Source organism: Planococcus ruber (assembly GCF_022819085.1).
GTDB classification, from domain to species: domain Bacteria; phylum Bacillota; class Bacilli; order Bacillales_A; family Planococcaceae; genus Planococcus; species Planococcus ruber.
In genome coordinates, this window is record NZ_JALHAG010000011.1 from 217,315 (window position 1) to 238,397 (window position 21,083).

Genomic DNA, 21,083 nt, shown 5'->3' on the forward strand with positions numbered 1-21,083 from the left:
TCATGTTATGGTTTAAATAGAGCATTCCGGAAGGAGAACTTTTTTTATGGATACTTTTATTAAAACACCTCAACAGCAAGAACTGATAAACCAAATTCATGCATTGGCTCCTGCGTTTCAAAAGCGCGAACCGGAGCTGGATGCTATTGGATCTTTTCCTTATGAGAATATAAATGAATTGAAGCAGCTCGGCTATCATACCCTTACGCTTCCGAAAGAGATGGGCGGGCAAGGCTTCGGCCTCTATGAGTACATACTGGCGCAAGAAGCGATTTCTCAAGCTTCCGGAGCTACCGGGCTTTCTATCGGATGGCATGCCGGAATCATTTTGGAATACGCTGAAAACCGGCATTGGCATCAGGACAGTGCCGCATGGCTTACAGAAGAAATCCGAAAAGGTGCTTTGATTAATACAGCGGCCACTGAGAACAATGCGGGAAGCCCGGCGCGCGGTGCACTTCCACGGACCTTTGCTGTTAAAGACGGCGATGAGTGGGTAATCAACGGCGAAAAAACCTATACTTCCATGGCCCCTGTATTGGATTTCATTTTCGTGACGGCTACTGTGGATGAGGAACAGATTGAAACTTTTATTATTCCGCGCAAAACAGAAGGCGTTTCAATCGATGAAACTTGGGATATGCTAGCCATGAGAGGCACAGCGAGCCATACGTTAGTGATGAGAGACGTGAGGATTCCTTCTTCTTTCATCTTGAAACCGAGCGGCGCCAAAGCCGCTGGAAAAGGATGGCTGCTCCACATTCCCGCTTGTTATATCGGAATGGCTGCTGCCGCCCGCACGCAGGCGATTGAATTCGCCGTTTCCTATGAACCGGCTTCCCTCGGAAAACCGATTTCAGAAACGCCGAACATCCGCCAGCTCATCGGAGAAATGGAATTGGAGCTAACGACTGCCCGCCACTTATTATACGGAACCGTTGAACGCTATCTTCAAGCAAGCGATAGAGCAGCGATGGATGAAGCTTTGAACGTAACGAAAATCGCTGTCACACAGGCGGCCATGGGCATCGTCGATAAGGCGATGAAAATTGTCGGTTCAAGAGCACTTTCAGAAGCCAACCCGATGCATCGCCATTACTTGAATATCCGGGCCGGCCTGTACAATCCGCCAATGGAAGACATGGTCAAAGCACAACTGGCAAACCAAGCCATCCAATCTATCTCACAGGAAAAACACGAAAATCCAGCCAATAAATAAGGAGTGAAGCCAATTGACAATTCAAGTGCACCTTAACGAAACAGTGATCGAGGCTTTTCATTTTATGGAAGAACATGTGGCCGACAGCGTTTCTAAAAAAACGCTGCAAAAAATCATCATCGATTTCAACGTGACGAGCGAAGATTACCACGACATTGCCGTGTTATTGTACGGCATGGAATTCCGTGTTCAAGTTCCGGAAAAAAACTTGGACTTTCAAGCTGCCATCTCGAACTATTCAACCGATACGACAAATCTTTACAACCCAAACGAAGTAGCGGACTACCATTTGGAATTGACGGAGAAAGCATAGAAATCAAAAAGGGAGCCACAGCTATAAGCCGCGGCCCCTTTTTTGATTCCCTATTTTCTTTTAAAGCGGCTGCCTCGGCTCCTTCTTCTCAATTTTCTTCTTAAGTCCCGCGCTTCCTGTTCTTTTGCCGCCCGACTTTCCTCATCCAAGGAAATGGAGCAAAGATCTTCTCCTTCCAGTTCAATATCAAACCATGAATTCACGCGGCTACCTTCCGGCAACTGGCTGAGAGGGAGAAGGAGTTCCTTTTGTTCTTCCTCTATCAGAATGACCGCCCATCCGTCTTCAATCCGGTTCAGCATCCCTTTCATTCAATCACTCCCCTACACAAGCGAGGCCTTGGGCTTTTATATCATCTAATTTCCCTTGCCCAATGCCTTTGATTTCTTTGAGCTCTTCAAGCGAAGCAAAAGGACGGCTTTTAACGATATCTTCAGCGAAAGCGGGACCGATGCCTTCGATTTCCTGCAGTTCGGCTGAAGAAGCCCGATTCAGGTCGATGCAGCGATTCTTCCCTTCGACCGCGATTCCTTCTTTTTCTGTTTCGATTTCGTAGCTGTTTCCGTCTGTCCGGAGCACAATCGTCCCGTTTACATCCGTGCCGTAGACGTCAGCGCCTTCGTTTTCCACAGAAGCAATGACTTCGGCATGCGGATGTCCATAGGAGTTGTCAATGCCCGCACTGTAAATGGCGACTTTGGGAGATACAGCTTTCAAAAAATCGCGGCTCGTCGATGTATTCGACCCATGATGGCCAAGGTGGAGAATTTCTGCATCCAAGTCAGCGCCGCTTTCTATCATCTTCTGCTCTTCTTTGACACCGGCATCACCGGTGAAGATCAAACGGACATCTCCAAATGTCACTTTTAAAGAAATCGATTCTTCGTTGGCCTTGCCGGTGATTTCTTCCGGATAGAGAACTTCCAATTCAACCGGGCCGACATCGAAAACTTCGCCACTGCGCGGTTCGTAATAATCCGTGCCCGTTTCATCAATCGCTTCTAACGTGCTGAGGAATGTATTGGATGTGCTTTCGTTCCCAGACATCCATACTTCACCCACGTCAAACTGCTCGATGATGGAACCCAATTGTCCAATGTGATCCGAGTCGGGATGCGTGCCAATGGCAATATCGATTTTCTCCAGCTGCTGCTCTGTTAAATAATCGATGGCATCCGTACTGTTCCAATCGCCTGCATCAATCAGAATGGCATAATCCCCAAATTCCAGCAAAGTGGCATCTGCTTGGCCGACGTCAATAAAATGAACGGCAAGCTCCCCTTCAACAGCTGCAGAATTCCCGCCTTCACCGTTTTCTTTCTGCTGCTGGAACCATTGGAAAGCGAAAATGCCGACGTTTGCAACTGCAACTAATAAAATCAAAATGTATTTTTTCAAGATTCTTCTCCTCTTTTCGTCGTGGCATTTTACCATACCCTCTGATGGGCTTTCTCTATCAGTGGGTGAAAGCAAAAATGCCAGAGGCTTCTAAAAGTGCCCAAAGCAAAAGGCTGCAAAGAAATTCCCTTGCAGCCTTTTGGAAGTGGCCAAATCAAGTGGACATGAAGTCTCCGCCGTTCATATGGAGGAATTGTCCCGTCATGTACGAATTTTGCGGGTCTGCCAGAAAGACAAAAGCCTTCACCAATTCATATGGCTGGGCTGGGCGCCCTGCTGGCACATCCTTGCCGAAGTCTTCCCCAACATCAGGGTTGAGATCACCAAAAGTCTTCGTGATCAATGGCGTCCACACCGGACCAGGTGCAATTCCATTCACTGCAATTCCTTCACGGACGAAGCGGCGGGCAAGCGCACGCGTCATGGAAACCATCGCTCCATTCGCTCCGGAATAGTCAATGAGATCCGAATGGCCCCGGTATGCATTGATCGAAGCCGTATTGATGATCCGGGCACCGTCTTTTAAATGGGGACGGGCGGCTCTGACCAAATAGAACATCGCAAAGGCTTTAATTTCAAACGTCTTCAATAGCTGTTCATCTGTAATATCGGTCGGAGAAGTCTGTGGATATTGATAGCCCGCATTATTTACGAGAATGTCAATTTGGCCGAATGATTCGAGCGCGAATTGGACCAGTTTGTCGCAGTTTTCCGACTTTCCAAGATCTCCGCTCAACGCTTTCGCTTCTCCTCCATAGCTTTTGATGACTTCCAGGGTTTCGGCTGTCGCTTCTTCATCATCGAGATAGCCGATCACCACTTTAGCGCCTTCTTTCACGTAGGCAATGGCTACAGCGCGGCCAATCCCGCTGTTTGCACCTGTAATAATGGCCACTTTGCCTTCGAGAGCGCCACTCGCTTTATAGTCCTTTAAATCCGTATTATTGAAATCCATATCTGCCATTCGTTCCCTCCTCCTCACTTTCATCCTCTAAGCTTTTTCTACTCTTGTTTATTGCTAAGCTTTTCATATAACCGGCTGTATTCCTCAGCGGAACGGCTCCAGCTATAATCCCCTTCCATGCCATTTCGTTTAATGATTTCCCAATGTTCGGCATGATGGTACATGTTCAATGCCCGTTTCAAAGCATCTTCAAAACTTTGCTGCTCCTCAAAATCACTTAAAAAGCCGTTTCCTGAGCGCAGCACTTCATCGTACTCCACCACCGTGTCTTTTAAGCCCCCGGTTTTATTCGCTACCGGAACCGTGCCGTAAATCATGGAAACCAATTGGCTCAATCCACATGGCTCAAAATGGGAAGGCATCAAGAAAATGTCGGCGCCTGCATAAAGCAGATGGGCGAGCTCTTCGTCAAACCCTATGTGGACCGCTATTTTTTCCGGATGCTCTTCAGCCAGCTGCCGGAAAAACTGCTCGTATTTCGCTTCGCCTGAGCCGAGCAGCACAAATTGTACGTCTTGAGTTTTCAATAGTTTCGGCAACGTCTCTTCCAAAACATCGATCCCTTTTTGGCCTGCCAGCCTGGAAACCATGGTCAGGAGCGGAATGTCACCTTGCTCCGGCAAATGAAAGCGGAGCTGGACGGCACGTTTATTGACCGCTTTCCTTTCCATTGTCGTCTGGTCATACGGCATTTCGATCATCAAATCTGCTGCCGGGTTGTATGAGACGGTATCGACTCCATTCAAGATTCCGACTAAGTCTTCCGCCCTCTTTTGAAGGAGCGTTTGAAGGTTCTCTCCATAAGACTCCGTTAGAATTTCATCACGGTAAGACGGACTGACGGTCGTTACTTGATCGGCATATAGAATCCCTGTTTTCAGCATGTTGAAGTTGCCGCGCCATTCGATCAGGCCCTCTTCAAAATAACGCGCTGCCAACTCGAATTCTTCCATGGCTGTTTCTTTGGAATAATAGCCTTGGAATTGAAGGTTATGGATGGTCAAGACCGTTTTTGTCTTTGGACGAAGCGCAGCATACTGCTCGTCTTCTTTTAACAGAAACGGAAGCATGGCCGTATGCCAGTCATGGACATGCAAAACATCCAATGCCTCGGTTTCCGCTTCCAACACCGCCAATACGGCACGGCTGAAAAAGGCAAAGCGTTCGGCATCATCTGCTTGGCTATAGATTTGGTCGCGTGCATAATAAGCGTCATTTTCCACAAAGACGAATTGGACGCCGTTCATCCGATATTCAAAAATGGAATGGGCTTCTCTTTGCCCTTTAAAAGGCACTTCCAGATCTCCTTTAAATTGAAACGCTTTTTCATATTCGGCAGAAATCAATGTATATTTCGGCAAAATCACCATTACTTCATGGCCCAGTTCTGCAAGCGCTTTTGGCAAAGCACCCATTACGTCAGCGAGTCCGCCTGTTTTTACGAAAGGAGCGCATTCCGCTGCAGCCATCGCAATTCTCATTGAACATCCTCCTTTGTCACCCGCTCACCTTTGCGGAGAACAATGGGTTGCTGCCAAGTCCCTTTTAATACAACTCCGTCATCTATCTCCACATCTTTGTCGGCAATTACGCAAGTTAATTCGCAATTTTTTCCAATTTTACTCTTTTGCATAATGATGCAATTTTCCAACCGGGCGCCTTCTTGAATGGAAACGGCTCGGCTAATAATGCTTTTCTTTACACTTCCAGCAATCGTACAGCCATTTCCGATTAATGCTTGGCTTACTTGCGAACCCTTTAAATGCTTAGTCGGGGGCTCATCTTTCACTTTCGTATAAATGGGGCGGTCTTTTAGATACAGCTTTTCTCTTTGCCCTGCTTCCAATAATGACATTGCTGACCTGAAATAATTTTCAGTTGAATCAATCACTGCAACAAACCCGTCATGCGTGTACGTATTGAATGTATACGGCGCTTTTTTGCGGTTTACTACATCTTCAATGCTGATGACTTTCTTTTCTTCATAGCTTTCCATCAATTCCAGCAGCAATTTTTTGGAAAGGATATAGCTCTTCAAATGGGTGCCATCTTCGCAAATGGCTTCGGTAATATCCTTGCCGGAAGTTAGATGAACATCCAGCATTTCTTCAAAATCCAATTGCGCCACAGTAAAGCAATTGGTGATTACCACATGTTCCTGTCTGCTTTTTACAAAAAACGAACGATGTTCACCTAACATGGAGAAGGCGCCGACGCTTACGTAATTGCCCACTTTCTGGGAACCTGGAAGGAAGAACAAGCCATCTTTCCGGCGATTCAAGTCCCAGCTTTTTCCTACTCCAATATGGTCCAGCAAAGAAACAAAGGGATAAGCCGGAAAAACGCCGACGAGGTTGATATTCGAATTCACCACGTTCGACAAGGCGAAATCGATGAGCCGGTAACGCCCAGAAAAAGGAATTGATGCCGTGGAACGGTACATCGTCAAATCTTCCAGGCCTGACATCCTTACAGATGCATCAATAACTGCCATTAATCTCATTGACCTTCACCTCTTCTCCAGTTCTGTAAAACCTCTTCCGTCAACAAAACAATTTCTTCTTTTTGATCCGGAATCTGATAGTTTTCTGGAATCGACAGCCCCGGCGGAATAATGACACGCTGAAGCTGGGCACCTTGCCCAATTTTCACGCCACTCATGACAACGCATTCTTTGAGCGACGCACCTTCATCCACCTGGACATCCTGGAAAATGACCGATTTTTCAATTTCTCCTTCAATAACACAGCCTTCATTGACCAAAGAATCCTGGACGGTGCCATGTTCGCCGATAAACTGCGGCGGCAGCTGCGGATTAGAAGAGAAAATCCGCCATCCGGGATCATGCAAGTTCAGGCCCGACGTTTCATCCAGCAAATCCATATTGGCTTCCCATAGGCTATCTACGGTCCCGACGTCTTTCCAGTAGCCTTTGTACGGATAAGCGACCATCTTTTCGTTGTTTTCCAGCATAAGCGGGATGATGTTCTTTCCAAAATCATGTGAAGAATTCTCGTTTTCATTATCCAGCTGCAAATACTTTTTAAGTTTTTGCCAATTAAAGATGTAGACCCCCATCGAAGCCAAATTGCTTTCTGCGTTTTCGGGTTTTTCAACAAATTCCTTTACGTTCAGCTTGTCGTCGGTGTTCATGATGCCAAAGCGGTGGGTGTCTTTCCACGGCACTTCGATAACCGAAATCGTGACATCCGCATTTTGTTCTTTATGGAATTCAAGCATGGTTTGATAATTCATCTTGTAAATATGGTCCCCTGATAGGATCAGTACGTATTCGGGATCTTGTTCCACGAGATAGTGCATGTTTTGGTAGATCGCATTCGCCGTTCCGTCGTACCATTTGAGCCCGCCCATCTCTGTATAAGGAGTAAGCATCGTGACACCACCGCTTCTTCTATCCAAATCCCACGGAATTCCTTGTCCGATGTAATTATGGAGCACGTGAGGCTGATATTGCGTTAAGACGCCGACTGTATGAATTTCAGAATTCATGCAGTTCGATAGCGGAAAATCGATGATCCGGTATTTTCCGCCGAACGGAATCGCAGGTTTAGCGATATTGTAGGTCAAGGATTTCAAACGGCTTCCTTGTCCTCCAGCGAGTAACATAGCCACCACTTTATTCTTCATAATTTTCACTCCCATCCGATTTTTTCTTCCATATTTCCATGGCAAAAGCCCGCAATTCAATCGCAATCGACTGGCTCTGGCCATCGACTGGAACATTTCTAGCAGCCGCTTCCCCTTTTTCAGTCCCCCGTCCACCATACAAAGGCGATGCCGTGGAAAATACGCGTTCATATAAAGCCGGCTGCGGAACACCTACCTCAAATCCACTGTAATCTCTGTTTGAAAAATTCCCGACGACGATGCATTCGTCTTCCGCGGCTCTCCCTCTCCTGATAAAAGCAAGAACGCTTTGTTCATGATTATCGGGGTCCAGCCATTCAAAACCCGCCCGGTCATTGTCCAACTCAAATAGTGCCTTCTCCTTTTTATAAAAAGCCAAAAGTTCCTTCGTGAAGGCGTCCATTTGGCGGTGGGAGGGCTGATCTAGCAAAAACCAGTCCAGCTCCGGCTGGAATTCCCATTCGTCGTCATGCCCGAATTCCTGGCCCATGAATAGAAGTTTTTTTCCAGGGTGGGTCATCCAGAAAGCTAGAAGCAAGCGCAGTTGATGGAATTTCTCTTCCTTGTTTCCCGGCAATTTATTCAACAGCGATTTTTGCCCATGGACCACTTCATCATGGGAAAATATCGACACATAGCGTTCATCGTAATAATACATAAGGGAGAAATTCAATTTTTGATGCTTTTCAGGCCGTTCTTTTGGAGGCGTCTCCATATAGCTTAAGACGTCGTGCATCCAGCCAAAATTCCATTTATAATCGAAGCCGATTCCCCCATCTTCGGTTTTGCCGGTGACATTTGGATAATGCCACGCATCTTCTGCGATTAAGATGGAATCGGGATGCTGCTGCTTGATGCTCGCGGTCAATTTCCTCAAAAACTCAGCGCCTTCTTCATTGTGGACACGCCTCGGGTCATTCGGAACAAACAATAATTTCATCAAGGCATCCATCCGGAACCCATCGAATTTGAATTCATGCAGCCAGTAATGTGCGCTCGACAGGAGAAAGCTGACCACTTCCCCTCTATTGATGTCAAAGTTCATGGTTCCCCACTCTGGATTTTTTCGCCTTTCCTTCCGGCGGTCTTCATAGAGCGGTGCCCCGTTGAATAAAACCAATCCATGGAGATCCTGGCAAAAATGGCCAGGCACCCAGTCTAAAAAAAGGCCTAAGCCATTTTTCGCGCATTCATTGCTGAAATATTTTAGGTCCTCAGACGTACCGTACCTGCTTGTCGGAGAAAAATATCCCGTCGTTTGGTAACCCCACGATTCATCTAAAGGATGTTCGGTGATCGGCAAGATTTCAATATGAGTAAACCCGTGCTTTTTAACATACGGAATCAATTCTTCGGCGATTTCCCGGTAAGTCAAAAAAGAACCATCCGGCGCCCTCTTCCACGTTCCCATATGCAATTCATAAATCGCTAAAGGCTTTTCAAAATGATTTTGGAAGAGCAGCTGTTTTTGCAGCAAAATTTCTTCGCTCCACGTAAATACAGAATCAGCTGGGACGATTGAACAAGTGCCTGGCCTCATTTCGCTGGCCCGTGCATAGGGATCGGATTTTCGGATCCGCTTCCCCTCCATGGTTTCAATTTCATATTCGTATATAAATCCAGCAAGATTCCGTGGAATCCGGACTTCCCAAATACTTGGATCAAACGGCAACGGCTTCATTTCAAACCGCTCCGGTTCTTGCTCACCCATAGTACCGATGACAGCTACTTGGGCTATATCCGGTGCCCAAAGAGTAAATCGGGTTTCTCCGTCCTGAAGATGCGGACCGAAATATCGATAAGCATCGTACATTTGCCCATTATGGAAATTTGCCGCTTCCTTCTCATTCAGAGAAGTCTTATCATCGTTCACAAGAAGCACCTCCAAATCGTCATTCTTTCCCTTGCCCAATTAACTTTATTCTACACGCTGAATGTAAAACCCTTGTAAAAAATCGGAATAATTGAAAAACAGTGAAAATAAGCGGCCGAAAAGCTCAAAAGACTCAGGAGTTTTCAGTATCTACACATATTTGAAAGCTTCAGGACTTGTTTACAGCGAGAATTTCTACTACGCTTAGGGAAGACAGCTTACGATAGGAAGGGCGAGAGATGTTGCGAAATCGATTATTGACTTTACTCCTATTGCTTTTCATTTTAGTGCTTGCCGGCTGCGGCAAAGGCATTGAAGATCCATTGGAATGGGAAATAGAAGATTTTAATTTCACCAATCAAGACAACAAGGAAATGGGACTGGCCGATTTAAAAGGCAAAGTTTGGCTGGCCGATTTCATTTTTACGAATTGCACCACCGTCTGCCTGCCAATGACAGCGAATATGGTGGACTTGCAAAACCAGTTTAAAGAGCAAGGGCTCGATGTCCAGATCGTTTCTTTCAGCGTCGATCCGACTGTCGACACCCCTGAGATTTTGAAATCCTATGCGGAAAACTACGGAGCAGATTTTGCTTCATGGAATCTGCTCACCGGCTATTCACCGGAGAAAATCGATGCGTTTGCCATGGATAATTTCAAAACGATTGCCCGCAAACCGGAAAACGACGACCAAGTGTTGCACGGTACATCCTTTTTCCTGGTGGATAAAAACGGCGTCATCATGAAAGACTATAATGGCGTCAATCCCCCCGTTGAGGAAATAATAGCCGATGCAGAAATTTTGCTTGCGGAGGAATAAAAGATGAATAAAAAAAGAATCGGTATGCTGGTCGGCCTGATAGCCGCAGCTGCCTTGCTTGCATTTTTCTTTTTGCCGCGCGAGAATTCGCCATCGCCAAGCACACGGGTCATTCTCGAGCATACGCACCATACCTATATTGCGCCGTCCTGCTTCGATGAGGCGGACGCTACAAACTTCCTGGAAGATTCGACATTGGAAAAGGCGGAAGAACTTCAATATCCGCCCCATTCCACTTGTACCGAGGAATCCTTTAAAGGAAACAACGACAGCCGTTTCATCAGCCTGCTGAAGGAGCTTGGCATTAAAGAAAAAGACTCGAGGGATTGGTGATAAGAAAAGCGGAAGCGCCTTGCAAGCCGCGACAAGCGCTGGAAGTCTTGTCGGAAATGGCGCTTTTTGCCATTATAGATAAGACTGAAGCGACCTCGAGCGGCTAGGCGCTGAAGTCTGGACAATGAAAAGCGGAAACAGCCGTTCAGGTTCGAAAGGCAAATAAAACAAGCGGCCGAGCATTTTTGCTCGGCCGCTTGTTTTTTATCGTTCCCTTATAATTTTCACGCACACGGGCGCTTTTGTCTCCACTATTTCGTCCGTAAGCTCAGGCATTCCATCCTCATCAATTTTCAATACAGCTAAATTGTGGGAACGTTCATTGGCCGTGATCATCCACTCGCCGGAAATCAGCTCGAAATGCCTTGGCCCTTCTCCGCCACTCGGGGAAAATCCGTTCAATTCCAATCTGCCGCCTTCTCCAATAGCGAATACGGCCAGACTGTCATCTCCTCTATTGGATGCATACAAATAGCGGCCATCTGCAGAAACCCGAACCTCTGCACTGGTATTCTTGCCTTCAAATCCGGCCGGCAGCAATGACACCTGCTGAACCGGTTCCATGCTTCCTGCTTCATTCCAGGCGTAAACCGTTAAGGAGGAAGTGATTTCTTCCAATGAATAAACCTCTCCCCGTGAAGGATGGAACGCCAAATGGCGGGGACCTGAACCCGGAGGCGCTTGAATCGATTGTTCAAGTTCCAGCTTGCCCGTTCCTTGATCCAAGCTGTAAAGATAAAGCGTGTCTGTCCCTAAATCCGAAACGATAAACCGGCCGCTTTGCGGAAGTTGAAAAACAGAATGCGGGTGGGGAGCATCCTGCCGTTCCGCGTTCGGGCCGCTGCCTTCATGTTTGACGGAATCCGTCCGTTCGCCGATTGATCCGTCTTCCTCTATCGGATAGACATTGACATTTCCTCCTGAATAATTAGCCGCAAGGAGCCATTTGCCGGTACGGTCGATGCACAAGTGGGCAGGATGGTCTCCATTGGCCGATTGCCGGTTGATTTCTTTTAACCCAAGCGGCTCCTCTGTCAATTCATACACTATGATTTCGCCATTACCAATTTCACTTGTGGCTGCAAAGTTTTTGCCGTTTGGATGGATCGCTAAAAAAGAAGGACGGTCTGTGCCGAGAATTCCTCCAATTTCGGTAAATCGTCCAGATTGTTGGTTAAATTCCCAAAGCTTGATGCCTGGTTCTTCAGAACTTGAATAGGATCCTGTCACTAAATAGGTGCGGTTCATTTTCTTCCTCCCCGTTATTTTTAAATTTCCGTGAGTTTTCTAGGTGCGTGGTGTAAAGTAGGCTTTGTGAACAAATTGCTATTACTACTATATAAAGAAAAGAGTGGTCGCCAATGAGAAGGTTCGGATTATCCATCCGCGAAAAAAGCATTGTCTGCATCGGTTTTATGGGTGTCGGAAAAACGACTGTCGGAAAATTGCTCGCAAAAAAATTGTATCGGGGCTTTGTCGATATTGATGCCGAAATCGAGAAAGAATTCGGCATGCCCATCCCCCTTATTTTCGAGAAGTTTGGCGAAAAAGCCTTCCGCGAAAAAGAAAAAGAACTGATCCAATTTTACAGCCAACAGCCCCTTTATGTGATTTCGGTTGGCGGCGGCGCATTTTTGCAGCAAGAAATCCGCGAAATCTGTTTAGCGGATTGCATCGTGTTGTTTCTAGACATCAGTTGGGATTCCTGGAAAGAGCGCATCCATATTCTTTCAGACAACCGGCCACTCCTTCAAGGGCGATCCATCGAAGACATCCAGAAGCTTTTTGTCGAAAGGCAGGAGATCTATTCGATGAATCATTCGAAATTTCAAGTGGACCGTTTCGAAGCCGAAGAAGCTGCGGATTATTTGGCAGATGCATTGAAGTTGTCTTGGGAAATTCACGCGCCGCAGCCCGGCTGACTGCGAATTAAAAAAGGAATGGCAGCTAAAGGTGCCATTCCTGTCAGGCTGTCGGGAAACTAGTTGAATGAGAGCATCTACTTCTGGAATCCGCACTGCGGCGCTATGGACAAGTGCAAAGATTATGCTCCTGCGCAAAGCTCGTCGCAAAGGAGGCGCTAAAGCGCTCCTTGACTCCCACAATAAGCCGAGAAAACCACTCGTCTTATTGCTCCGTCCAGTCCGGAACCGCGCCGGTGCTGGAGCACTCTTTAACGACGTGGAGCAAAACTGCAGAGACGATGTTTCTTTAAAAGCCTCGTTTTAAAACACTTGCTCCTGCGCAAAGCGAATGGCCTCGCAAACCACGGTCCTTAGCTTCGCAGCTGTTTTGCGGAATATCGGGTTTTTTAACAAATTCTATCTTTTGATGTTACCGATACTGCGCTTTTATTAAATCATATAAATTCGCTTCTTTTAAATAGGATTCCGGTGCGAGGAAAGTTACAGTTACGACGCCCGGATGGCGGCCAATTTCAATCGAACCGGTTATGGTCGCACGGTTCATGATTTCCGGCACCTCCACATTAAACATCGCAGCTGCCCGCTCCAATGCATTATCTGTCGCTGCGTTCAACGTCGGGCCCGTGCCAATAAATGAAATCGGCAAAGATTCTTCCAGCTGCGGAACATTCCACTTCTCGGCAATCCGTTGAGCGGACAGCCTTTCTTCTGCGGTAAATGGCTTGGCTGTGTATGGAAGATCTTCCACATTCGGCAAAAGAATCGGCCCTTCATTATTCAAACCTTTCAATAGGTGGACTTCTAAATGGACAATTCCTGCCACATCAGACGTATGCCCCGCAATCTCGCCGTCTCCTTGCATGGCATGCATATCTCCCAAATAAACTCCGCCCCCTGGCACTTTCACGGGACAAATCAATACCGAACCCGCTCTGACGCGGCTAATGTCCATGTGGCCGTCTGTCCGATGCGTATCGAGCTCTTCTTGCGTGCTGACGTACTCGTGAGGTGCATCGATTAAAAACGACCCAAAATCGCCGGCATTATGGGAATCCGGAATTGGCCGGGACGGTGTGGTCCCAAGCTGCCCTAAAAATGGCCGCATCCGTGCAATGGTCCCGACCAAATCATGGGGTGCAAACGTGACAATCGGATTTTGCACAGAAGCATCGGGCGTCTTCATATATGCCCGGCCATCTTGAGCAATCATTTCGGCAGCTTCCTGATTTAGCGTGATCCCGACATCGCCTTTTTCGCTAAAGAACATCGTATAGCCATTTGTGAAAACAAATGGCGTGACGTCTGCATCACAATTGGCGCACCGGATTGCTTCACTGCCTGTCCCTTTGATGACCGTATCCGGATATAAAGTTCCACATCCCGGACATTTCACTGCAATGAACGGATCTCCCAAAAACCGCCCTTCGACAGGACGGTCATTTCCAGAAGATGTAGCAAGCGATGTCACTTCAATGGATTTGATTTTGATGACGATGGCATCGCCAGGTTCGGCCCCTTCGACAAAAACCGGCTTTGTTACTTCATGGCCGCCTCGGATGCAAGGTGTAATCATCGGACCCCAGCAGCCAGGCGCTGTATGTGCGATGACATGCCCGCCGCTTTTTACAGGCCCTAACATTTCCAAGTTCGGATCCAACACGCCATTGATGTATTGATTGACCATTACCGTTTCCGATGCTTTTCCGCTCAATTTAACTCCCCCTATTCGTTTGACTATTCTGTCACTTTGAGTATACGGCAATCTCCAAAAGCTGACAATCACACTGCTCCCGTTGTTTCTCCCGATTCACTCTTTCCCTTTTCCACCTTCATTTTCTTTTTATCAGCTAGCTTAAGTTAGGTAGAATCCAAGCTATCGATTATAATGAAAAAGGGGTTGAAGCATCTCGCCCATCAACTAAAAAATAATCCATGAGCCTACGGTCTTTCATACAAGTTTGGAGGATTTTTTATCCGCCGCCCTTGAAAACGTTTTCATATGCATAGGAGGAAAAATAGTGAGTTTAACGAGAGATTTTTTTATTGCCTTGTCCAAAAACCAAGTTTTGAATAGCGGAGCTAAAAAATGGGGACTCAAATTAGGAGCCGGCAAAGTGGTAGCCGGAACAGATATCGACAGCATGATGAAATCCGTTAAAGAGTTGAATGCGGAAGGCATCGGTGCCACCATTGATAATCTCGGAGAGTTTGTTTTCAACCGCGAGGAAGCGCTCGAAGCCAAAATGCAAATCCTTGAAACAATAGAAGCAATCCAAAAACACGGCGTCGCTGCCCATATGTCAGTCAAGTTGACCCAAGTGGGCTTGGATGTCGATCACAAGTTCTGTTTGGAAAACATGAAAGAAATTGTAGCCGCTGCCGCGGACTATGCCATCTTCGTCAATATCGATATGGAGGACTACAATCATCTCCAGCCGACGCTCGATATTGTCCACGAGCTGCTGAAAGACTACGACAACGTCGGGACCGTGATCCAATCTTATTTATACCGTTCCGAAAAAGATTTGGAAGCCCTCCAAAACGTGCGGCTCCGCCTTGTCAAAGGGGCCTACAAAGAGATTTCCGAAGTATCTTACCAGAGCAAACAGGACATCGACCATAACTATCTAAAATTAATCAAGATACGGCTGCAGCAAGATGTTTTTACTTCCATCGCGACGCACGACCATGTCGTCATCCATGAAGTGAAGAAATTCGCTAAAGACAACAACATTCCACGCAGCCGCTTTGAATTCCAGATGCTTTACGGCTTCCGGTCCGAAATGCAGAAAGAATTGGCGCAGGAAGGCTATGCTTTCACGACCTATGTCCCTTTCGGCCAAGACTGGTACGGTTATTATATGCGCCGGTTGGCTGAGCGGCCGCAGAACATCAATTTAGCTTTGAAAAGCTTGATTTCTAAATAAGAAAAGCGCTTTGGATTTTTCCAAAGCGCTTTTCTTATTGTCTATTATTCCAGCTCGCGAACTTTAATCGGAATCAAATCATTCATTAATCCACTTCGGTACTGCTCATACCGTTTTGGCAGCATCAATGACTCACCGAGGTTTGCCGGCGATTCGTCAATGGCGAAACCAGGCGGATCTGTCGCAATTTCAAACAGCAAATCTCCGTATTCCCGGAAGTAAATCGCGTTAAAATAGCTCCGGTCCTGAACAGGCGTTACCCCAAGCCCATAGGCTTCGATTTTCTTCTTCCAATCCAATTGGTCAGCATCGTCTTCTGCGCGCCAGGCAATGTGGTGAACCGTGCCGACGCCCATTTGGCCGGTTCCAGAGGAAGTTGTTTTTACATCCACAATATTGCCGATTTCTGCTGGTGATTGGAAACGAATAAAGTCGCCTTCTGTTCCCACTTTTTCAAATCCAAGAACCTGCTCAAGCAATTCAGCTGTCTTTTCTGCTCGCGAAGTGAAAAGTGTCGCGCCTGCAAAACCTTTGATCGCCACTTTCGAATCGATTCCTCCGAAACTCCAGCTATCCAAATCCCTTTCGCCTCTTTCTACGATCTCTACATGAAGACCGTGCGGATCGTCGAAGCGCAGCGAACTTTCTCCAAACCGGCTTGCCTTTTCATACGCTACTCCATAATGGGAGAGGCGTTCTTCCCAAAAGCCAAGCGCTCCCTCGGGCACAGCGTAGGAAGTGACACCCACTTGGCCATCGCCGATTCTTCCTTTATAGGCGTTCTCCCATGGAAAGAACGTCATAATGGTTCCAGGATCTCCGCCTTCATTGCCAAAATACAAATGGTACGTTCCCGGGTCATCAAAGTTGATCGTTTTCTTCACTAATCTTAATCCTAAAACACTGGCATAAAAATCCACGTTTTCCTGCGGATTTCCGACAATTGCCGTAATGTGATGGATTCCTGCCGTCCGTTTCGCCATGCGATCATTCCTTCCAACTCTTTTCTCCATCCTATCGTACCATTTTCGCTTTATCCGCCATTCTCTTTTTGCTTGGCCACTTCCTCTTTTTTGTGCTCTTTCTTCTTTTGCACTTGTTGTTTTTCCTCTTCTTTTTCTTTTTCTATTTGCTCTTTTTGCTGTTCTTTCAGTTCTTCAATATGCTCCATCTCTTCCTGATACTGCTCTTCCACTTCCGAAGTGGACGGGATGAACGGCTCTTCGTTATAGTCCGTCCGTCTCCCATAGCGCAGCATTTCATAAATGATCAATCCATTATTGGGCTTTCCGTTCGCCGTCTTCATCGGCACGATATCAAATAAGACATAGTAAAAGGCATAGAAAACAAACCGATCCCAAAAAGTTCGGTATTCTTCGAGCAGTCCATTGGCAAGCATTGCATTTATGGCTAAAGCAACGGCGATATTGATTAAAATGGGCCCCGCATAGATGAGGGTATAAGCAATTTTCCCTTTTGAGCGCAAGTCATCATACGAATACCAGCTATATAAATGATAGTATTTCCGAATATCAAACATCCAGATTTTAACAACCCTAGGTCCAGAACCGATCGTCAGCCTCGGATTTTTTACACCGAAAATGGCGCTGACCAGCAAATAGCCTGTTTCTCTAATGAAAATCACAACAGGCAGAATAATGAAAGCAGAAATCACCAATGACAACAGGTCAGCCAATCCAAACACGTTTATCACATCCCGTCAAAATCACTCAACTACTAAGATACCCGCCTGGGAATCGAGCCAATCCTTTTTCAAAATGAAACTTTTTTGTTATATTTGTCACATTGGTACAATATTCACTGTCTTTTTAGAACGGCAGGACTTTAAGATAGAAACTAGCAGACAGACTAAAACTGGCAGGGAGATGGATGCAGCTTGAAGAATAACGAAGTGTTTTATGAAAAACGGACCTGGTTGATTTCGTTCTTTTTAATTGGACTCATGCTGTCTATTTTTATAAGCGATCAAATCATCACTTCTTCCGATGCATCCGCTTCTAAACAGGTAGCCAGCTTCTCTGCCTATGCTCCACCGCCCAACTTCCTTGAAATCCAGGAAAATGTGGAAGTGGTGAAAAACTTAGCGTACAGCGGCACGAAAGACGCCATTTTAGATATTTATTATCCTAAAAACCAATCTGAAGCCATGCCCGTTATCCTGTGGATCCATGGCGGCGGCTATATCGGCGGCTCCAAAGACAGCCGGCAAGACTATGCCATGACTTTGGCTGACGACGGTTATGTTGTAGCCAATATCAACTATGCTTTAGCACCTGAACAGAAATACCCTGGGCCGATTTTCCAGGCAAACGAAGCGATTGAATTTTTGATGGCTAATGCGGCGCAATACGGCGGCGACATGGAGCGGTTTTTTGTCGGCGGGGATTCCGCTGGCGCACAAATTGCCAGCCAAGTGGCGGCGGTCATTTCAAACGCTGAGCTAGCGGCAGCCATGGACATCCTCCCCGCTGCAAGCGCCGAGCAGTTGAAAGGTGCCGTATTGCTTTGCGGCCTGTACGATATGGATACCGTGCGCGCCACTCAGTTTCCAAATCTCGAAAACTTTTTGGCTGCTTATACAGGAACGGAAGTTTTCGAGTCATTCGAACGTATTGACGAACTGTCGACCGTCAACCATATCACGGATGCTTATCCTCCTGTATTTTTGACGGTAGGAGATGCTGATCCTTTCGTTAGCCAGTCCGAAGAATTGAAAGAAGTGCTGCTTCATCAAAATATTCCAGTGGAAAGCCTCTTTTTTGAAGGCACCAATAAGCAGTTGAAGCATGAATATCAATATGCTTTGGATACGGAAGAAGCACAGGAAGCTTTAAAAAGAACCTTGAATTTTTTATTCGTCAATAGCCAATAAAAAACGGGCCTGCCTTGTGCAGAGCCCGTTTTTTGCATTCTTTAATTGTTGTGTGCCGCATTTTTCGCTACAGCCACTGAAACATTTTCCTTTTTTGCATTAGCTGCCTTTGCCTTTGAAGGCAGCATGTTGAAGAGGATATTCAGAACAATGGCTGTTACGCTTCCCGCAACAATTCCATTGCTTGTCAGGATTTGCAGGCTGGACGGCAATTGCGCAAAAATCTCAGGAACAACTGTTACACCAAGGCCAAGGCCGACAGAGCAAGCGATGATCATGGAATTTTCAGGAGTAGCTGAAATGACTTTGCTGAGCATTTTAATCCCTTGTGAAATGACCATGCCGAACATGGCAATCATCGCTCCGCCCAGGACAGCGGTCGGAATGATCGTCGTAGCCGCTGCCACTTTCGGCAAGAAGCCGAGCGTAATCAGCATCAAGCCGGTGATCAGGATGATTTTTCTGGATTTGACGCCGGACATTTGAATCAGCCCCACGTTTTGCGAGAACGTTGTGTAAGGGAATGAATTGAAAATCCCGCCGAGGATGATCGCCAACCCTTCTGCACGGTAGCCTTTCGCCAAATCTTTTTCGGTTAATTTCTTTTCCGTGATGTCGCTCAAAGCAAAGTACGTGCCTGTAGATTCAACTAATGAAACCATGGCAACCAGCGTCATGGTCAGAATCGCAGACCATTCAAAAGTCGGAGCGCCGAAATAGAACGGCTCCACCATGTGGAAGTACGATGCTTCTGAAATTGCAGCAAAGTCAACGATTCCCATGAAGATGGCGGCAATTGTGCCTGCCGCAATCCCAAGCAAAATGGAAATGGCTTTTAAGAAGCCGGTCGCGAATTTATAGATGAGCACGATGACCAGTAAAGTGCCAAATGACAAGGCGATATTTTGAAGAGAGCCAAAATCGCTCGCTCCTTGCCCGCCGCCCATATTATTGATGGCTACAGGAATCAACGTAATTCCGATAATCGTTACAACCGATCCCGTAACGACTGGGGGGAAGAAACGGACAAGGCTTCCGAAAAATCCGCTGATCAATACCACGATCAGCCCTGAAACCAAGATGGAGCCGTAAATGGCAGATATGCCGTATTCGCCTCCAATGGCAATCATCGGACCGACTGCTGTAAACGTACAGCCAAGAACGACAGGCAAGCCAATGCCGAAAAAGCGGTTATTGACAATTTGCAGGATAGTCGCGACTCCGCAGAGCAGAATATCGATTGCGACGAGGTACGTCAATTGTTCTGATGAAAGTCCAAGGGCATCTCCTACGATCAAAGGCACTAAAATCGCGCCTGCGTACATGGCGAGCAAATGCTGGAATCCTAACGCTGCTGCACCTAAAGACTTTTTCATCGAACCATCTCCTCCTCAAGAAACTCCACTTTGCCGTGCTCCAGCGACGAGACAATGGCTAAGGATTCTACGCGGATTCCGCGTCCGCGGAGGAGGTTCCCGCCGGTTTGGAACCCTTTTTCGATAACGATGCCAATACCCGAAAGTGCGGCATCCGCCTGTTCCACAATATCCACTAAGCCCAGTGCTGCCTGGCCGTTCGCCAGGAAGTCATCCATGACCAACACTACATCTTCACTGCCGATAAATGCTTTGGAAACTGAAATGTCATTGGTTTCATTTTTCGTAAACGAATGGACACTTGCGGTATATAAGTCATCCACCAAAGTCAGCGACTTGCGCTTGCGGGCGAATACGACCGGAACGCCCAACACTAGCCCTGCCATAACCGCCGGCGCAATGCCTGAAGATTCGATGGTCAAAATTTTCGTAATCCCTTCATCTGCAAACCGGGAAGCAAATTCTTCTCCAATGGCCTGCATCAGTGCCGGGTCGATTTGATGATTTAAAAACGAATCCACTTTGAGTACGGATTCTGATAACACTTTGCCTTCGGTTAAAATTTTCTCCTGTAACTGTTTCATGCTGTCAGCACTCCTTTCGTCACGCCGGAAGGCATAAAAAATAGCCCTCAGAACGTGCATCCATTCATACCATGAGCGGAGCAATGTCCTTCGAGCTAAAAATTCGAAAGGAAATAGAAAAGAAACATGCCTTCCTTGCAAAAGGCACTTCCCAACATTTCGTTGCTTCTCATAGTCAGTTCGTTTACGGCAAACTGGTAGAAACTCGCGGACCTTATTTCCGCTATTATATGAGTGAATATTATAAGAATGGTCTTATTATAGCACGCTAGAACGGCATTTCAAGCCATATGAAAATAAAAGAGAATTCGAATAATTGATGTCGCTGCTGCATTTTCTACTGCTTTTAAGGCCCAGCAAACCTTCTTAAACGTATAAATGCTTTTCCAGTTCCGCGCGGATCGCTTCCGGAATTTTCTCGGATTTCTGCTCGGCGAGATTATAGTTTACATAGGTGACCGCATTTTTTGCACAAACTTCCCCATTTTGGTAAAGCTCTTCATACAGCTCTAAACTGGAGTTGCCGATCCGCTTCACCCAGACACGAACTTCAACATCTGTGCCAAAATAGATCTGTTTCACAAATTCCAATGTGGTTTTAATGATCACCATTTTCCACTTGGCAAAATCATGGTCAGGCGTAAACAGGCTGAACAACGGATTTCTGGCCGCTTCGAACCAGACTGGCAGGGTCGTATTGTTGATATGGCCGACCCCATCCGTCTCTGAAACTCTTGGCGATAATGTGGTTTGATACATAAACTCCAACTCCCTTTCGCAGCTACTAACTAAATCCCATCTTATCACCT

Annotated in this window: 21 protein-coding genes and 1 riboswitch; of the genes, 7 read left to right on the forward strand and 14 right to left on the reverse strand. The window is 46.6% G+C overall.

Going from position 1 to position 21,083, the window contains the following annotated elements; translation table 11 throughout:
* Positions 1-46 precede the first annotated feature (46 nt).
* The gene (locus tag MTR82_RS13840; RefSeq protein ID WP_246809515.1) at positions 47-1,219 is read left to right on the forward strand and encodes an acyl-CoA dehydrogenase family protein; all 1,173 of its coding nucleotides are present in this window, start codon (positions 47-49) and stop codon (positions 1,217-1,219) included.
* Between the two features lie 13 nt (positions 1,220-1,232).
* Positions 1,233-1,532, forward strand: coding sequence for a DUF3219 family protein (locus MTR82_RS13845; protein ID WP_110925671.1), 300 nt, complete (start codon positions 1,233-1,235; stop codon positions 1,530-1,532).
* A gap of 50 nt (positions 1,533-1,582) precedes the next feature.
* Here the strand turns inward: MTR82_RS13845 and MTR82_RS13850 are convergent, their stop codons facing one another.
* The 7 genes from MTR82_RS13850 to glgB all read right to left on the reverse strand — a co-directional run bounded on the left by MTR82_RS13850 (position 1,583) and on the right by glgB (position 9,415).
* Entirely contained in the window at positions 1,583-1,843 is a 261-nt protein-coding gene (locus MTR82_RS13850) for a DUF3006 domain-containing protein (protein ID WP_052653504.1), read from the reverse strand.
* Positions 1,844-1,847: 4 nt separating this feature from the next.
* Positions 1,848-2,930, reverse strand: a complete 1,083-nt coding sequence (locus MTR82_RS13855; protein ID WP_246809516.1) for an MBL fold metallo-hydrolase — start codon at positions 2,928-2,930, stop codon at positions 1,848-1,850.
* A gap of 154 nt (positions 2,931-3,084) precedes the next feature.
* Positions 3,085-3,894, reverse strand: coding sequence for an SDR family oxidoreductase (locus tag MTR82_RS13860; RefSeq protein ID WP_052653508.1), 810 nt, complete (start codon positions 3,892-3,894; stop codon positions 3,085-3,087).
* A gap of 38 nt (positions 3,895-3,932) precedes the next feature.
* Positions 3,933-5,375 (reverse strand): glycogen synthase GlgA, encoded by a 1,443-nt coding sequence (gene glgA / locus MTR82_RS13865; protein ID WP_246809517.1) that lies wholly within the window; start codon positions 5,373-5,375, stop codon positions 3,933-3,935.
* The gene (locus tag MTR82_RS13870) at positions 5,372-6,397 is read right to left on the reverse strand and encodes a GlgC family sugar phosphate nucleotidyltransferase (RefSeq protein WP_246809518.1); all 1,026 of its coding nucleotides are present in this window, start codon (positions 6,395-6,397) and stop codon (positions 5,372-5,374) included. The genes glgA and MTR82_RS13870 overlap by 4 nt, the downstream gene beginning before the upstream one ends.
* Positions 6,394-7,542, reverse strand: coding sequence for a glucose-1-phosphate adenylyltransferase (locus tag MTR82_RS13875; protein WP_246809519.1), 1,149 nt, complete (start codon positions 7,540-7,542; stop codon positions 6,394-6,396). Before MTR82_RS13875 ends, MTR82_RS13870 begins: the two co-directional genes overlap by 4 nt.
* Positions 7,532-9,415 carry a 1,4-alpha-glucan branching protein GlgB gene (gene glgB / locus MTR82_RS13880; RefSeq protein ID WP_246809520.1) on the reverse strand — a complete coding sequence of 628 codons (1,884 nt, stop codon included), beginning with the start codon at positions 9,413-9,415 and terminating at the stop codon, positions 7,532-7,534. Before glgB ends, MTR82_RS13875 begins: the two co-directional genes overlap by 11 nt.
* A 239-nt stretch (positions 9,416-9,654) precedes the next feature.
* Here glgB and MTR82_RS13885 point away from each other — a divergent pair, with 239 nt between their 5' ends.
* Positions 9,655-10,236, forward strand: coding sequence for an SCO family protein (locus MTR82_RS13885; RefSeq protein WP_052653517.1), 582 nt, complete (start codon positions 9,655-9,657; stop codon positions 10,234-10,236).
* A 3-nt stretch (positions 10,237-10,239) separates the two neighbouring features.
* Complete coding sequence (locus MTR82_RS13890) at positions 10,240-10,569, forward strand: hypothetical protein (protein ID WP_246809521.1); 330 nt, start codon at positions 10,240-10,242, stop codon at positions 10,567-10,569.
* A gap of 204 nt (positions 10,570-10,773) precedes the next feature.
* Here the strand turns inward: MTR82_RS13890 and MTR82_RS13895 are convergent, their stop codons facing one another.
* Positions 10,774-11,817 carry a lactonase family protein gene (locus tag MTR82_RS13895; protein ID WP_246809522.1) on the reverse strand — a complete coding sequence of 348 codons (1,044 nt, stop codon included), beginning with the start codon at positions 11,815-11,817 and terminating at the stop codon, positions 10,774-10,776.
* A 113-nt stretch (positions 11,818-11,930) separates the two neighbouring features.
* Between MTR82_RS13895 and MTR82_RS13900 the strand changes: the two genes are divergently transcribed.
* Positions 11,931-12,491, forward strand: a complete 561-nt coding sequence (locus MTR82_RS13900; protein ID WP_246809523.1) for a shikimate kinase — start codon at positions 11,931-11,933, stop codon at positions 12,489-12,491.
* A 412-nt stretch (positions 12,492-12,903) separates the two neighbouring features.
* On the opposite strand, the gene MTR82_RS13905 is transcribed toward MTR82_RS13900, so the two are convergent.
* Positions 12,904-14,178: an acetamidase/formamidase family protein gene (locus tag MTR82_RS13905; protein ID WP_246809655.1), complete on the reverse strand. Its 1,275-nt coding sequence runs from the start codon at positions 14,176-14,178 to the stop codon at positions 12,904-12,906.
* Positions 14,179-14,509: 331 nt separating this feature from the next.
* Between MTR82_RS13905 and MTR82_RS13910 the strand changes: the two genes are divergently transcribed.
* Positions 14,510-15,421, forward strand: a complete 912-nt coding sequence (locus MTR82_RS13910) for a proline dehydrogenase family protein (protein ID WP_407674808.1) — start codon at positions 14,510-14,512, stop codon at positions 15,419-15,421.
* Positions 15,422-15,465: 44 nt separating this feature from the next.
* On the opposite strand, the gene MTR82_RS13915 is transcribed toward MTR82_RS13910, so the two are convergent.
* Together MTR82_RS13915 and MTR82_RS13920 are read right to left on the reverse strand one after the other, a co-directional pair.
* On the reverse strand, positions 15,466-16,404 hold the full coding sequence (locus tag MTR82_RS13915; RefSeq protein WP_246809524.1) for a ring-cleaving dioxygenase: 939 nt from the start codon (positions 16,402-16,404) through the stop codon (positions 15,466-15,468).
* Between the two features lie 50 nt (positions 16,405-16,454).
* On the reverse strand, positions 16,455-17,126 hold the full coding sequence (locus tag MTR82_RS13920) for a hypothetical protein (protein ID WP_246809525.1): 672 nt from the start codon (positions 17,124-17,126) through the stop codon (positions 16,455-16,457).
* A gap of 192 nt (positions 17,127-17,318) precedes the next feature.
* Here MTR82_RS13920 and MTR82_RS13925 point away from each other — a divergent pair, with 192 nt between their 5' ends.
* A complete protein-coding gene (locus tag MTR82_RS13925; RefSeq protein WP_246809526.1) occupies positions 17,319-18,314 on the forward strand; it encodes an alpha/beta hydrolase in 996 nt (331 codons plus the stop codon).
* A gap of 41 nt (positions 18,315-18,355) precedes the next feature.
* Here the strand turns inward: MTR82_RS13925 and MTR82_RS13930 are convergent, their stop codons facing one another.
* The 3 genes from MTR82_RS13930 to MTR82_RS13940 all read right to left on the reverse strand — a co-directional run bounded on the left by MTR82_RS13930 (position 18,356) and on the right by MTR82_RS13940 (position 21,033).
* On the reverse strand, positions 18,356-19,690 hold the full coding sequence (locus MTR82_RS13930; protein ID WP_052653538.1) for a nucleobase:cation symporter-2 family protein: 1,335 nt from the start codon (positions 19,688-19,690) through the stop codon (positions 18,356-18,358).
* Positions 19,687-20,274, reverse strand: coding sequence for a xanthine phosphoribosyltransferase (locus tag MTR82_RS13935; RefSeq protein ID WP_052653541.1), 588 nt, complete (start codon positions 20,272-20,274; stop codon positions 19,687-19,689). Before MTR82_RS13935 ends, MTR82_RS13930 begins: the two co-directional genes overlap by 4 nt.
* A gap of 152 nt (positions 20,275-20,426) precedes the next feature.
* Positions 20,427-20,528, reverse strand: a riboswitch (purine riboswitch).
* A gap of 112 nt (positions 20,529-20,640) precedes the next feature.
* The gene (locus MTR82_RS13940; protein WP_052653546.1) at positions 20,641-21,033 is read right to left on the reverse strand and encodes an acyl-CoA thioesterase; all 393 of its coding nucleotides are present in this window, start codon (positions 21,031-21,033) and stop codon (positions 20,641-20,643) included.
* Between the last annotated feature and the right edge of the window lie 50 nt (positions 21,034-21,083).

Excerpts from the sequence above, each read along its gene's own strand:
- MTR82_RS13905 (WP_246809655.1), bottom strand. The coding sequence starts at position 14,178 with ATGGTCAATCAATACATCAATGGCGTGTTGGATCCGAACTTGGAAATG.
- MTR82_RS13875 (WP_246809519.1), bottom strand. The coding sequence starts at position 7,542 with ATGAAGAATAAAGTGGTGGCTATGTTACTCGCTGGAGGACAAGGAAGC.
- MTR82_RS13870 (WP_246809518.1), bottom strand. The coding sequence starts at position 6,397 with ATGAGATTAATGGCAGTTATTGATGCATCTGTAAGGATGTCAGGCCTG.
- MTR82_RS13895 (WP_246809522.1), bottom strand. The coding sequence starts at position 11,817 with ATGAACCGCACCTATTTAGTGACAGGATCCTATTCAAGTTCTGAAGAA.
- MTR82_RS13885 (WP_052653517.1), top strand. The coding sequence starts at position 9,655 with ATGTTGCGAAATCGATTATTGACTTTACTCCTATTGCTTTTCATTTTA.
- MTR82_RS13900 (WP_246809523.1), top strand. The coding sequence starts at position 11,931 with ATGAGAAGGTTCGGATTATCCATCCGCGAAAAAAGCATTGTCTGCATC.
- MTR82_RS13930 (WP_052653538.1), bottom strand. The coding sequence starts at position 19,690 with ATGAAAAAGTCTTTAGGTGCAGCAGCGTTAGGATTCCAGCATTTGCTC.
- MTR82_RS13890 (WP_246809521.1), top strand. The coding sequence starts at position 10,240 with ATGAATAAAAAAAGAATCGGTATGCTGGTCGGCCTGATAGCCGCAGCT.
- MTR82_RS13935 (WP_052653541.1), bottom strand. The coding sequence starts at position 20,274 with ATGAAACAGTTACAGGAGAAAATTTTAACCGAAGGCAAAGTGTTATCA.
- MTR82_RS13840 (WP_246809515.1), top strand. The coding sequence starts at position 47 with ATGGATACTTTTATTAAAACACCTCAACAGCAAGAACTGATAAACCAA.
- MTR82_RS13940 (WP_052653546.1), bottom strand. The coding sequence starts at position 21,033 with ATGTATCAAACCACATTATCGCCAAGAGTTTCAGAGACGGATGGGGTC.
- MTR82_RS13915 (WP_246809524.1), bottom strand. The coding sequence starts at position 16,404 with ATGGCGAAACGGACGGCAGGAATCCATCACATTACGGCAATTGTCGGA.
- MTR82_RS13850 (WP_052653504.1), bottom strand. The coding sequence starts at position 1,843 with ATGAAAGGGATGCTGAACCGGATTGAAGACGGATGGGCGGTCATTCTG.
- MTR82_RS13860 (WP_052653508.1), bottom strand. The coding sequence starts at position 3,894 with ATGGCAGATATGGATTTCAATAATACGGATTTAAAGGACTATAAAGCG.
- glgA (WP_246809517.1), bottom strand. The coding sequence starts at position 5,375 with ATGAGAATTGCGATGGCTGCAGCGGAATGCGCTCCTTTCGTAAAAACA.